Annotated in this window: 12 protein-coding genes; 9 read left to right on the top strand and 3 right to left on the bottom strand. The window is 67.3% G+C overall.

What is annotated here, in order from left to right; translation table 11 throughout:
• Positions 1-33: 33 nt before the first annotated feature.
• Entirely contained in the window at positions 34-987 is a 954-nt protein-coding gene (locus HT579_06775; GenBank protein ID QKS28651.1) for a phosphorylase, read from the bottom strand.
• Between the two features lie 286 nt (positions 988-1,273).
• Between HT579_06775 and HT579_06770 the strand changes: the two genes are divergently transcribed.
• Positions 1,274-2,464 (top strand): MFS transporter, encoded by a 1,191-nt coding sequence (locus HT579_06770; protein ID QKS28650.1) that lies wholly within the window; start codon positions 1,274-1,276, stop codon positions 2,462-2,464.
• 250 nt (positions 2,465-2,714) lie between these two features.
• Here the strand turns inward: HT579_06770 and HT579_06765 are convergent, their stop codons facing one another.
• Positions 2,715-3,833, bottom strand: a complete 1,119-nt coding sequence (locus HT579_06765; GenBank protein ID QKS28649.1) for an acyltransferase — start codon at positions 3,831-3,833, stop codon at positions 2,715-2,717.
• Positions 3,834-4,277: 444 nt separating this feature from the next.
• Here HT579_06765 and HT579_06760 point away from each other — a divergent pair, with 444 nt between their 5' ends.
• Entirely contained in the window at positions 4,278-5,333 is a 1,056-nt protein-coding gene (locus HT579_06760) for a VCBS repeat-containing protein (GenBank protein QKS28648.1), read from the top strand.
• A gap of 124 nt (positions 5,334-5,457) precedes the next feature.
• On the opposite strand, the gene HT579_06755 is transcribed toward HT579_06760, so the two are convergent.
• On the bottom strand, positions 5,458-5,625 hold the full coding sequence (locus tag HT579_06755; GenBank protein QKS28647.1) for a hypothetical protein: 168 nt from the start codon (positions 5,623-5,625) through the stop codon (positions 5,458-5,460).
• Positions 5,626-5,711: 86 nt separating this feature from the next.
• On the opposite strand from HT579_06755, the gene aroC reads away from it, so the two are divergent.
• The 7 genes from aroC (at position 5,712) to asd (ending at position 12,054) form a co-directional block, all read left to right on the top strand.
• Positions 5,712-6,815: a chorismate synthase gene (gene aroC, locus HT579_06750; protein ID QKS28646.1), complete on the top strand. Its 1,104-nt coding sequence runs from the start codon at positions 5,712-5,714 to the stop codon at positions 6,813-6,815.
• Positions 6,816-6,895: 80 nt separating this feature from the next.
• Positions 6,896-7,147: a YdcH family protein gene (locus tag HT579_06745; GenBank protein ID QKS28645.1), complete on the top strand. Its 252-nt coding sequence runs from the start codon at positions 6,896-6,898 to the stop codon at positions 7,145-7,147.
• A 47-nt stretch (positions 7,148-7,194) separates the two neighbouring features.
• Positions 7,195-8,388: an MFS transporter gene (locus HT579_06740; GenBank protein QKS28644.1), complete on the top strand. Its 1,194-nt coding sequence runs from the start codon at positions 7,195-7,197 to the stop codon at positions 8,386-8,388.
• Positions 8,389-8,685: 297 nt separating this feature from the next.
• A complete protein-coding gene (gene leuC, locus HT579_06735; GenBank protein ID QKS28643.1) occupies positions 8,686-10,092 on the top strand; it encodes a 3-isopropylmalate dehydratase large subunit in 1,407 nt (468 codons plus the stop codon).
• Between the two features lie 16 nt (positions 10,093-10,108).
• On the top strand, positions 10,109-10,237 hold the full coding sequence (locus HT579_06730; protein QKS28642.1) for an entericidin A/B family lipoprotein: 129 nt from the start codon (positions 10,109-10,111) through the stop codon (positions 10,235-10,237).
• A 23-nt stretch (positions 10,238-10,260) separates the two neighbouring features.
• Positions 10,261-10,923 carry a 3-isopropylmalate dehydratase small subunit gene (gene leuD, locus HT579_06725; protein ID QKS28641.1) on the top strand — a complete coding sequence of 221 codons (663 nt, stop codon included), beginning with the start codon at positions 10,261-10,263 and terminating at the stop codon, positions 10,921-10,923.
• Positions 10,924-12,054: an aspartate-semialdehyde dehydrogenase gene (asd, locus tag HT579_06720; GenBank protein ID QKS28640.1), complete on the top strand. Its 1,131-nt coding sequence runs from the start codon at positions 10,924-10,926 to the stop codon at positions 12,052-12,054.
• Positions 12,055-12,107 lie beyond the last annotated feature (53 nt).

Genomic DNA, 12,107 nt, shown 5'->3' with positions numbered 1-12,107 from the left:
TCCGCTGGCGTCAGCCCGGTGCGGGTCGGCAGCTCAGCCGGACGCCCCGCCGTTCCCGGCCACCGCCTGCAGAACGCGCAGCGGGCCGGCGGTGCGAATCCGTTCGAGCTGCTGGCGATCCCGGACGAACAGCGATCCGGCGAAGGCCAGCGCGTTGATTGAAATCGCTTGCCAGCATTCGGCGACGCGCGGCACGACGAGCATCCAGTCGGCCGCGACGAGCAGGTTGTAGGGGGCCGACTGCCGCTCGCCTTCAGCCGACGGCTCGCCAGTGATGCCGAGGTCGGCGAGCAATGCCCGGTACAGCGCATGCGCCGCCTGCACCGGCTGCCCGGCGACCACCGGCGGCAGCCGCCCGAAGGCATGCGCGAAGGGCAGGCGCGAGCAGCGCGGCCCTTCGCCGCCGAGCAGCGGCGCCATCGGCAGTCCGGTCGCGGCGCCGTCGAAGGGCAGCGGTACGAGCTGCAAGTGCTTGTGGTTCTGGCTCGCGCCGGCGATGCGGCCACCGTTGTAGAAGCCAAGCGCCGGGTACTCGGCCAGGCAGGCGTAGAGCGCCTGGAAGTCCGCCACGCCGAGCAGGCTTTGCTGATCCTCGAAGTGGCGGGTGACGATCAGCAGGTGGCGTTCGAGGACGTTGAACTTGTTGAGCACCGCCAGGTGGCTGCGCGAGATGGCGCCAACGGTCAGCTCCGGTTCGGGCGGCAGGAAGGGGTTCACCGCCGGCCGCGCAGCGTCGCCGCGCGCGCTGCCGGCGGTCGCCTTGCGCCGCAGGCTGGAAACGACGCGGACCAGGAAGCGCACGCCGCCATCGTCGACGAAGCACTGCTCGGTATCGATGCGGTGCAGCGCGCCGCAGGCGATGGCGGCGCGCGTGCGCTCGTCGACCAGGGCCGCCAGGCTGCCCGGCGACAGCAGGAGGTCGGCATCGCTGGGGTCGTTGCCGGGCACGGCTGCGGGCAGCGGAGTCGGGAAGGGAAAGCCGGTCATCTCGGGTCCAGTTGTCGATACGCCCGGCAGCGGTCTCGGCGACCGTCTGCCGCAGTGGAAGAAACAGCACCAGCATAGCCGTTCCCAACCATCCGCGCTGCGCTCACAGCATTGGCGCTGCGGCGAAGCCGGCGACGCGGACAGCGGGGCACCGCTCGCCATCCCGCCCACGGCGTCGGCTCGCGACCGCAGACTCCCGCATGCACGGCCGGGTTCGCCGGGCTGCGGCGCCCCCGCGACGCGACCCGCCTGCGCAGGGCTGCCTGCGCGGGCATAGAATGACGGGGTGACTTCTCCGCACCGCACACTGACCCTCCTCGCCACTGCACAGGCCCTGCTGCTCACCAACGGCGTGACTCTGGTTGCCATCAACGCACTCGCCGGCTACGCGCTGGCGCCGGACAAGCGGCTGGCGACGCTGCCCGTCGTCGGCTACGTGCTGGGATCGGCAGCGAGCACGCTGCCGGCTTCGCTCTTCATGCGGCGGAACGGCCGCCGTGCCGGCTTCATGCTCGGCGCCTGCTGCGGCATGCTCGGTGGCGCCGTCGGTGCGCTGGCGGTCTTCCTGCAGAACTTCTGGCTGCTTTGCGGCGCCACTTTCTGCTCCGGCATCTACCATGCCTTCGGCCAGTATTTCCGCTTTGCCGCGGCGGAAGTGGTGCCGGCCGAGTGGAAGAGCCGGGCGATTTCGCTGACCCTGGCCGGCGGCATCGTCGGCGGCTTCATCGGGCCGGCCGTCGGCAAAATGACGCGCGACCTGCTGGCGCCGCAGTATCTCGCCTCCTACGCCTCGCTGATCGGCTTTGCCCTCGCCTCGCTGGCGATTGCCGCCAGCCTGCGCTTTCCGCCGGCGGCCGCCGAGGAGCAGCACGGCGTCGGCCGCCCGCTCGCCGAAATCGCCCGCCAGCCGGTCTTCATCGTCGCCGTGCTGGCCGCCGCCATCGGCTATGGCGTGATGAACCTGCTGATGAACGCGACGCCGCTGGCGATGGATTTCTGTGGTCTGGGCTTCGGCGATACCGCCCTGGTCCTGCAGTGGCACGTCATCGGCATGTTCGCCCCCAGCTTCCTGACCGGCCACCTGATTGCCCGTTTCGGCGTCGCCGGCGTCCTCCTCGCCGGCGCCGCACTGATGGCCGGCTGCATCGCCATCGCCCTCGCCGGCATCACGCTGCTGCACTTCTGGTGGGCACTCCTGCTCCTCGGCGTCGGCTGGAACTTCCTCTTCGTCGGCGGCACGACGCTGCTCACCGAGGCCTACACGCCAGCGGAGAAGGCGCGGACGCAAGGCCTCAACGACTTCCTGATGTTCTTCGTCATGGGCGCCTCGTCCTTCGGCTCCGGCCTGCTGGTGACCAGCGCCGGCTGGAGCGTGCTCAACCAGGTTGCCCTGCCCTTCGTTGCCGTCACCGCGCTGGCCAGCGCAACGCTGTGGCTGCGACGGCGGGGCCGCCGAGGCGAAACGCAGGACCAGTGATCCGTTCCGCCTGCAGGATGGGAGGTGACTGGTTTCCCGGAACGACCGGCCGTTACGACCGCATGGGGGGTCAGTACGCTGCGCTCCGGCGCTGCTTGTTGGATCTGCCGGGCTGACGATGCACACAGGCAACCGGCTCGCCCCTGTCGCCGCTGCCCGGGGCCGAGCCGCGCGCGAAGGAGACATGGAGTCCTCTCGCCGCTGGCGCACGGGTCGGGTGCGCCGCCCGCCAGGCAACCGCTCTCGCCCGTCAGGCCCGCGGTGGCACTCCGGCCGACAGGAGGCGGCGAAACAGCGCCGTATAAGGCTCCTTGCGATGCTCGGTAACGCTGCCGAGCGCCCAGACACCAAGCATGATGAGGACGAGCAGGACCAGAGCCGGCGACTCGTCCGGCAAGGCCACCATCAGCAAAGAGTGGAAGAACACCATCAGCGGCGCGTGATACAGGTAAAGGGAGAACGTATACGACGAGCACCAGCGGATCACCCGGCCATGCAGCCGCTCGACCGCTTTGTGGTCGAAGACGCCGCCTGAAAACCAGACCGTCACCGCGAAGAGCAGACCGAGCAGATAATCGGCTGCAAAATGCGCGTCCCCACCGATGAATACGCGCCAAGAGCCGACATGCCAGTACCCATTGTGCAGCGACTGCTCCACGTGGTTGGTCACGATGCTTGCTGGGTTGTAGACCAGCAGGACGAACACAAAAAGTGAGACGACGACAAAGAACACCTCGCGGTCGCGCGGTGCTGCCTCGGCGCCGCGTCGGCGCAGTGCAAGATAGAGCCCCGCACCCAAGAGCCAGATCGGCATCAGGAGCAGGATGCGGGGGCCGACCAGCAGGACGACCATGGCGGCAGCAATGAGACGTCGCCAGCCACTACAGAACCAGACGATGCCGAACAGCACGTAGTACCAGACCTCATAGCACAGCGACCAATACGGCCCATTGGAAAGGACGCCGATCGTCAGGTTCCAGAACTGGTTGACGAAGAAGACCGAGAGCAGGAGCCGAAGCCCCGGCCAGTCCTGGCGTTCGGCTACCAGGTTGGGCCAGAGGAGCGCCTCAGCCAGGGCCACCATGCCGGTGAGCAACAGGGCGGGAATTGCGACCGAGTAAACGCGCCCCAGACGAGAAACGGCATAGGCTCGCCAGTCACGCTCTCCGACCGACGAGTAGGCGATCACGAATCCAGAAATGACGAAGAACACGATTACCGCCGATCGTCCCGGGATCGCGATTGTCCGATCGAAGAACGGCGGTTGCAGGAGGTGATGCAGGCAGACCATCAGGGCGGCGCAGATGCGCGTCAGGTCGAGGTAGAGTGAAACACCCGGATTGAGAGGAGGACGCGGCATGGCGAACAAACGGTGCGAGCACTCGGTCGAGCGACGGCAAGTCGGCTGTCGGTGACCACCAGTATCACCGGTCGCGCCCTCTCCCGTCAATCAACATGCCCGACGGCAACTGCGCGCGGGCCGATCCTGCCGTTTGCCACGCAAGCCGACCGGTATCCGGGGTGGTCGAGCACGCCGCTCACGCGCTGCTGGTCCAGGCAACGGGCGATGACACCCGACCATCGGCGGAGTCCACCTGCCGGGCTCAGCGCCGGCCAGGCAGGGGCAAGAGGGCGACCAATTTCGGCCGCGGTGGAACGTGGCTGGCTTTGCGATGGTGATGGTTGCCCGAATCGTGGCCGGCTGCCCGCAGCCGCTGCGACGACCTGCGACGCGGGCGGCACACGCTCCTCAAGTTCCCGCGCCGGCAGTCGTTACCAGCGTAGAGTGTGGCGATCTGACTTGGAGGCCGTGGTGAAGATTCTTGGGAGCGAAGTGTACATGGCCGCATCGCACCGGTTGCTGCAGCACGAGGAAGTGCGCCAGTCGGTGCGTCTGTGGACGGGCGCGCAGAGTCCGGCCTTCGGGCCTGACGCCGCCCGCCTGCCCGTGATCGATCGCGTCACCATCTCCGACGCCGCGCGTGCCGCGCAGGCGGCTGATCCCAGCGCCGCAGTGGCCGATGGCGATCCGGCTGAGAACGATCCGCGGTTCGTCTTGCTGCGTGCCATCATCCGGCTGCTCACCGGCGAGGAGGCGCGTGTCTTTGACGCCAGCGAACTCCGTGCTCCGGCCACTGCTGCGCCACCAGTGGCCGCGCGCCCTGCCGCCAACGGCTCCGCGGCGGACTCACCCGGCCGTGGCGTCGAGTACGACTTGCAGTCCGCACACGCTGAAGTCGAGCAACTCGAACTTGCCGCCCGTGGTGTCGTGCGTACGGCTGACGGACGGGAGATCAGTTTCGCGCTGGACATCTCGCTCTCGCGCACCTACTACGAGGAGAGCAATCTCAGTCTGCGCCTTGGCGATGGAGCCCGGCCGCGCAAGGACCCGTTGCTGGTGAACTTCGCCGGCACCTCGGCGCAACTCGTCGGACAACGCTTCCGCTTCGATCTCGACGTCGATGGCAAGGCGGAGAACATCAATCTGCCCGCCGCCGGCACTGGCTTCCTGGTGCTCGACAGCAACGGCGACCAGCGCATCAACGACGGCAGCGAACTGTTCGGCGCGCTCAGCGGCGACGGTTTCGCCGATCTCGAGCCGCTCGACGACGATGGCAACGGCTGGATTGACGAGAACGACGCCGCCTACTCGCAGTTGCGGCTGTGGATGCCGGACGCCGACGGCGGCGGACCACTGTTGACGCTGCAGCAAGCCGACGTCGGCGCACTGGGCCTCGCCCGTGTGGCGACGCCGTTCGACCTGCGTGACGGCGCCAACGAAACGCTCGCCCAGCTTCGCAGCAGCGGCATCTACCTGCGCGACAGCGGCGGTGCCGGCTCGCTGCAGCAGGTCGACCTGAGCGTCTGAGGCTGCGCGGAGCCGTCGACGCAGTGGACCAGCGTGTCGACGGGCACGGACCAAGGGCGGTCGCGTGCCCCCGCGGGAGGGTTGCCCGCGATCAGTCTCGGGACGCCTTGCGGAGGAGCGTCCGCTAGCGGCCACCGCGGCTGCCGCCCTTGTCCCAGACGTAGCGGGCAGTGCGCTGCCAGCGCGTCTCGGCCTGGCGCAGCGGATTGCCCGCAGGCGCGGCGCGTGGCGGCAGCGGGTTACGCTGCTGGCTCGTCGATTTGCTTGCGGGGGGCGTCTTCCTGGCAGTCATCAGGGTATCCTCGGCGAGGCAGCGGGGCGCTGTGGTAGACTCTGCCGCCAATTCTAACGCTCGAGCCAACGCGCAAGGGGCAACGCATGTCCGGCAACACCTTCGGCACCCTGTTCGCCGTCACCTCGTTCGGCGAATCGCACGGACCGGCGATCGGCTGCGTCGTCGATGGCTGCCCACCGGGACTGGCGATCTGCACCGCCGACATCCAGGCCGAACTCGATCGCCGCAAGCCCGGCACCTCGCGGCACGTGACGCAACGGCGCGAGCCGGATGAGGTCGAAATTCTCTCCGGCGTCTTTGCCGGGCGAACGACCGGCACGCCGATCGCCCTGCTGATCCGCAACCAGGACCAGCGGAGCAAGGATTACGGCAACATCGCCGAGACTTTCCGCCCCGGTCATGCCGACTACGTGTACACACAGAAATACGGCTTTCGCGACCACCGCGGCGGTGGCCGCTCGTCGGCGCGCGAGACGGCCGTCCGTGTCGCGGCTGGCGCGATCGCCCGCAAGTGGCTGGCCGAGCGCTACGGCGTCCGCATCATGGGCTGGATGAGCCAGCTCGGCCCGATCCCGATCCCCTTCGTCAGCGCCGACGAGATCGGCAACAATCCGTTCTTTGCGCCGAATGCGGCGATCGTCGCCGAACTCGAGGACTACATGGATCAGCTGCGCAAGGCGGGCGATTCGGTCGGCGCGAAGATCTCGGTCACTGCCAGCGGACTGCCACCCGGCTGGGGGGAACCGGTCTATGGCCGCCTCGACGCCGAGATCGCCTACGCCATGATGGGCATCAATGCGGTCAAGGGGGTCGAGATCGGCGCCGGCTTCGCCAGCATCAGCCAGAGGGGCAGCGAACATGGCGACGAGATGACAGCCCAGGGCTTCCTCAGCAACCACGCCGGGGGTGTCCTCGGCGGCATTTCAACCGGGCAGGATCTGCTCGTCAACCTGGCGATCAAGCCGACATCGAGCATTCGCCTGCCGCGCCGCTCGCTGACCCTCGGCGGACAACCTGCCGAGGTCGTCACGCACGGCCGCCACGACCCCTGTGTCGGCATCCGCGCGACGCCGATTGCCGAGGCGATGCTGGCGCTGGTGCTGATCGACCAGGCCTTGCGTCACCGCGCCCAGTGCGCCGACGTGCTGTGCTCGACACCGCGTGTGCCCGGCCGCCTGGCAGGGTGACGGGCAGCCGTGGCAGTGGTTATAATCGCGGCGTCTGGACGCGCAAAGGGCGCGGCCGGGATCAGCCAGAGGTTAGAACGATGCAAGTTGAGCACCACGACCTTCACCTGGAGTTCCCCGAATATCTCCATTCGATTCAGGCGCTGAAAGAAGGAAACGAGCAGTTCGGGAAGCTCTACGACGAGTACCACGAACTCACGCGTGAGGTCGAGCGCCTCGAAGAAGAAGACCTGCCGGTCGACGACTTCACGATCGAGACCATGAAGAAGCAGCGCGTCTGGCTGAAGGACCAGATGTACCGCATGCTGCGCACTTTCAGCCCGCCTGGCTAACCGCCACCCGCCAGCCCCGCAGCAGGTGCATCCGGTAGAATCGCCGGATGCACGCGCTTCCCTATTGGCGCCTTTCCGGGTACTACTTCTTCTACTTCGCCTTCATTGGCGCGTTCTCGCCCTATTTCGGGCTCTACCTGCAAGCACTCGGCTTTTCCGCCTGGGACATCGGTCTGCTGATGTCGCAGATGCAGTTGATGCGTCTGTTCGCGCCCTACCTCTGGGGTGCCCTCGCCGAGCGCCTCGACCGCCGCCTTGCCGTCGTCCGCTTGGCGGGCGTCCTCAGCCTGCTCGGCTGCACGCCATTCTTCGTGGTCCGCAGCTTCGAAGCCATGCTCGTGACGATGGCGCTGCTCGCATTCTTCTGGAGTGCCGCGCTGCCGCTCGTCGAAGCCGTGACCTTCGACCATCTGCACGAAGACCCGGCACGTTACAGCCGTATCCGGCTCTGGGGTTCGGTCGGCTTCATCATCGCCGTCATGGGCACCGGTGCACTGCTCGACCACGTGCCGCTGCCGAAGCTGTTGTGGGTGATCGTCGGCACGCTCGCCGGCATCGTGGCCTGCGCCATGACCGTTCCCGATGCTCCGACGCATCGGCCGGCAGGCGAGCAGCCGCTGCTGCGCCAAATCCTGCAGCAGACGCGTGTGCGCGCGCTGTTTGCCGCCTGCTTCGCGATGTCGGCAGCGCATGGCGCGCTCTACGTCTTCTACTCGATCCACCTCTCCGACCACCACTACAGCAAAATCCTGGTCGGCAGCCTGTGGTCGCTTGGCGTCCTGGCGGAGATCGTGGTCTTCTTCTTCATGGTCACCCTGCTGCGGCGATGCGGCCTGCGCCGCGTCCTGCTGCTCAGTTTCGCCGCCGCCGTGCTGCGCTTCCTGATGATCGCCCAGCTGGTTGACTGGCTGTGGCTGATGGTCATGGCGCAACTCCTGCACGGTCTGACCTTCGGCGCCTACCACGCGGCGGCAATCGCGGCCGTCAATCGCTGGTTTCCCGGTCATTGCCAGACGCGCGGCCAGGCGCTCTACTCGACCGTTTCCTTTGGTGCCGGCGGCCTGCTCGGCAGTCTGCTCAGTGGCTGGACCTGGGACGCCTGGGGCGCCACAGCCACCTTCGCCCTGAGTTCGCTGCTGGCACTGATCGGCCTGCTGATCGTCGCCGTCTGGGTGCGCCCGGCTGACGACGAGGTCAGCGAACCGACGCGCGTGCGCGTTGCTCAAGACACCGATCGCTGAGGAGGAAGTCGTGCTGCAACGCCACCTTGCCCCGCCACGCGGGTGCTGCCTGCTGCTGTTGGCAAGCCTGTCGCCGGCTGTGCCACGACCCATCCCGCGAACGCAACCCGCAATGCCGACCTGCGCCTCTACGCCGGGCGCGTGCAGCCGCTTTGCGAGACCGCCGACAAGACGCCCTGAGCGCGGCCCAGCCGGGTCGCGACCGCCGGGGCGGGCGCTGACAGGAGCCCCGGCGCTGTGACATAATCCCGCCCTCCGCATCGCCCAGCGGATGGAGAATTCGGGATGGAGAACACGATGCCGCAAACCCTGTACGACAAACTATGGCAAGAGCACGTCGTCCACCAGGAAGCCGATGGCACGGCGCTGGTATACATCGACCGCCACCTGGTCCACGAAGTCACCAGCCCACAGGCCTTCGAGGGGCTCAAGCTCGCGGGACGCAAGCCCTGGCGCGCGTCGTCGATCGTCGCCACCGCCGACCACAACACGCCGACCGATCACTGGGACCGCGGCATCGAGGATCCGGTGTCCCGGCTGCAGATCGAGACTCTCGACGCGAACATCCGCGAGATCGGGGCGCTGGCCTACTTTCCGTTCAAGGATCCGCGGCAGGGGATCGTCCATGTCGTCAGTCCGGAAAGCGGCGCGACACTGCCCGGCATGTCGGTCGTCTGCGGCGACTCGCACACCAGCACGCATGGCGCCTTTGCCTGCATGGCACACGGCATCGGTACTTCCGAGGTCGAGCATGTGCTGGCGACGCAATGCCTGCTGCAGAAGAAATCGAGGACGATGCTCGTGCGGGTCGAGGGCGTTCTCGGTCGGGGGGTCACCGCCAAGGACGTGGCACTGGCGATCATCGGCCGCATCGGCACCGCCGGCGGCAGCGGTTTTGCGATCGAGTTCGCCGGCAGCGCGATTCGCGGCCTGTCGATGGAGGGCCGGATGACGCTCTGCAACATGGCGATCGAAGCGGGCGCCCGCCTCGGCCTGATCGCCGTCGACGAGGTGACGATCGACTACCTGCGCGGCCGCCCCTTCGCTCCGACCGGCGACATGTGGGAGCGGGCCGTCGCCTGCTGGCGCCGGCTGCACAGCGATGCCGACGCCGAGTTCGACTGCGTGCTCGAGATGCAGGCGGCAGACATCCGGCCGCAGGTCACCTGGGGAACGTCACCGGAGATGGTCGTGGCGGTCGATTCGCGGGTTCCCGACCCGGCCGACGAAAGCGATCCGCTGCGCCGGCAGGGAATCGAACGTGCGCTCCACTACATGGGGCTGCAGCCGAACCTGCCGATCCGCGAAATCCGGCTGGACAAGATCTTCATCGGTTCGTGCACCAACTCGCGCATCGAAGACCTGCGGGCGGCGGCAGCGATCGTCCGCGGCCGCAAGCTGGCGAGCAACATCCGGCTGGCGCTGGTCGTTCCCGGGTCGGGTCTGGTCAAGCGGCAGGCGGAAAGCGAAGGGCTGCACGAAATCTTTCGTGCAGCCGGTTTCGAGTGGCGGGAGCCGGGTTGCTCGATGTGCCTGGCGATGAACGCCGACCGTCTCGAGCCGGGCGAGCGTTGCGCCTCGACTTCGAACCGCAACTTCGAGGGACGCCAGGGCGCCGGCGGCCGGACGCACCTCGTCAGCCCGGAGATGGCCGCGGCGGCAGCAATTGCCGGCCATTTCTGCGACGTCAGCGAATGGACCTAGGCGACAGGGAGCAGAAATGAAGCGACTGAACCGGTTTCTGGTCGTTGTGCTGGCGGCGATTGCCGTCGCTGGCTGCAATACGGTACAGGGGATCGGCAAGGATATCGAGAAGGGCGGCCAGGCGATTGGCCGGGCTGCCCGGTAGATTGCCTGCAGCAGAGGATTGTCATGGAAAAATTCACCCGCCTCGACGGACTCGTGGTGCCTCTCGACCGCGCCAACGTCGACACCGACGCGATCATACCGAAGCAGTTCCTGAAGTCGATCAGGCGTTCGGGTTTCGGTCCCAACCTGTTCGACGAGTGGCGCTATCTGGATGTCGGCGAACCGGGCAAGGACTGCTTGCAGCGGCCACGCAACCCCGACTTCGTGCTCAATCAACCGCGTTATCAGGGGGCACAGATCCTGTTGACGCGACAGAACTTCGGTTGCGGCAGCTCGCGCGAGCACGCGCCCTGGGCACTCCTCGACTACGGCCTGCGGGCAGTGATTGCCGAGAGTTTTGCCGACATCTTCTACAACAACTGCTTCAAGAACGGCATCCTGCCGGTCGTTCTGCCAGCCGACGCGATCGACTCGCTGTTCGCGCTCGTCGAGGCGACGGTCGGCTGCCGGCTGGTCGTCGACCTGGAAAGACAGTGCGTCTGCCGCCCCGATGGCCAGACGCTGACTTTCGAGGTCGATCCGTTCCGGCGCGACTGCCTGCTCAACGGCTACGATGACATCGGCCTGAGCCTGCGCCATGCCGAGCTGATCAGGGCCTTTGAAGGACGGCGGCGTCGCGAGCAGCCGTGGCTGTTTGTCGAAGCATCTCCCGCGAAAGGTACATAGATGAGAACGCTTGGTCTGGTTGGCTGGCGCGGCATGGTGGGCTCGGTCCTCCTGCAGCGAATGCTGGAGGAGGGGGATTTCGAGCACGTCGCCCCGCACTTCTTCTCGACCTCGGCGGCCGGTGGCCGGGCGCCGACAGTCGCCGGCAAGGAGGCCGGCACGCTGCACGACGCGATGTCGATCGAGACCCTCAGCGGCATGGACATCATCATCACCTGCCAGGGTGGTGACTATACGAGGGAGATCTTTCCCCGGCTGCGGAGTGCCGGCTGGCAGGGCCACTGGATCGATGCCGCGTCGACGCTGCGCATGCATGACGAAGCGGTGATCATTCTCGATCCGGTCAACCTCGATGTGATCCGCAGCGCCCTCGGCAAGGGGGGGCGCAACTGGATCGGTGGCAACTGTACCGTATCCCTGATGCTGATGGCCCTCGGCGGCCTCTTCCGCCACGACCTCGTGGACTGGATCAGCGCCATGACCTACCAGGCAGCGTCCGGCGCCGGCGCGCAGAACATGCGCGAACTACTGCTGCAGATGGGCGCACTGCACGATGCCGTCAGGGCGCAGCTTGCCGATCCGGCGGCGGCGATCCTCGACATTGACCGCCGCGTCGCCGAGACGATGCGTTCGCCGGGCTTTCCGACCGAAAGCTTCCGCCAGACCGCGCTTGCCGGCAGCCTGATCCCGTGGATCGACGTGCCGGTCGAGGGCGGGCAATCGAAGGAGGAGTGGAAGGGCGGCGCGGAATGCAACAAGATCCTCGGCCGTCCTGCCTTTCGCGCGCCGGGAAGCATCCCGGTCGACGGCCTCTGCGTGCGCATCGGCGCCATGCGCTGCCACGCCCAGGGCCTGACGGTCAAGCTCAGGCGCGACGTGCCGCTGGACGAGATTGCCGACATCATCGCGCAGGGCAACTCATGGGTGGAAGTGGTGGCCAATGAGCGTGAGGCGACCGAACGCCAGCTGACGCCGGCGGCTGTCAGCGGCACCCTGGCCATACCCGTCGGTCGCCTGCACAAGCTGGCCATGGGTCCCGAGTACCTCGCCGCCTTCACCGTCGGCGACCAACTGCTGTGGGGTGCTGCCGAGCCGCTGCGGCGGATGCTGCGCATCCTGCTCGAGGATTGAGGCGAGCGATGCGGCCCATTCGCGAAGCGAAGCGCGGGTCGCTGACGCCAGCC

This window comes from Candidatus Accumulibacter similis (assembly GCA_013347225.1).
GTDB lineage: Bacteria > Pseudomonadota > Gammaproteobacteria > Burkholderiales > Rhodocyclaceae > Accumulibacter > Accumulibacter similis.
This window is presented reverse-complemented; position numbering and strand designations above follow the sequence as displayed.

Coding starts and splice junctions, on each gene's coding strand:
- HT579_06775 (QKS28651.1), bottom strand. CDS start 987: ATGACCGGCTTTCCCTTCCCGACTCCGCTGCCCGCAGCCGTGCCCGGC.
- HT579_06755 (QKS28647.1), bottom strand. CDS start 5,625: ATGACTGCCAGGAAGACGCCCCCCGCAAGCAAATCGACGAGCCAGCAG.
- aroC (QKS28646.1), top strand. CDS start 5,712: ATGTCCGGCAACACCTTCGGCACCCTGTTCGCCGTCACCTCGTTCGGC.
- HT579_06745 (QKS28645.1), top strand. CDS start 6,896: ATGCAAGTTGAGCACCACGACCTTCACCTGGAGTTCCCCGAATATCTC.
- HT579_06740 (QKS28644.1), top strand. CDS start 7,195: ATGCACGCGCTTCCCTATTGGCGCCTTTCCGGGTACTACTTCTTCTAC.
- leuC (QKS28643.1), top strand. CDS start 8,686: ATGCCGCAAACCCTGTACGACAAACTATGGCAAGAGCACGTCGTCCAC.
- HT579_06730 (QKS28642.1), top strand. CDS start 10,109: ATGAAGCGACTGAACCGGTTTCTGGTCGTTGTGCTGGCGGCGATTGCC.
- leuD (QKS28641.1), top strand. CDS start 10,261: ATGGAAAAATTCACCCGCCTCGACGGACTCGTGGTGCCTCTCGACCGC.
- asd (QKS28640.1), top strand. CDS start 10,924: ATGAGAACGCTTGGTCTGGTTGGCTGGCGCGGCATGGTGGGCTCGGTC.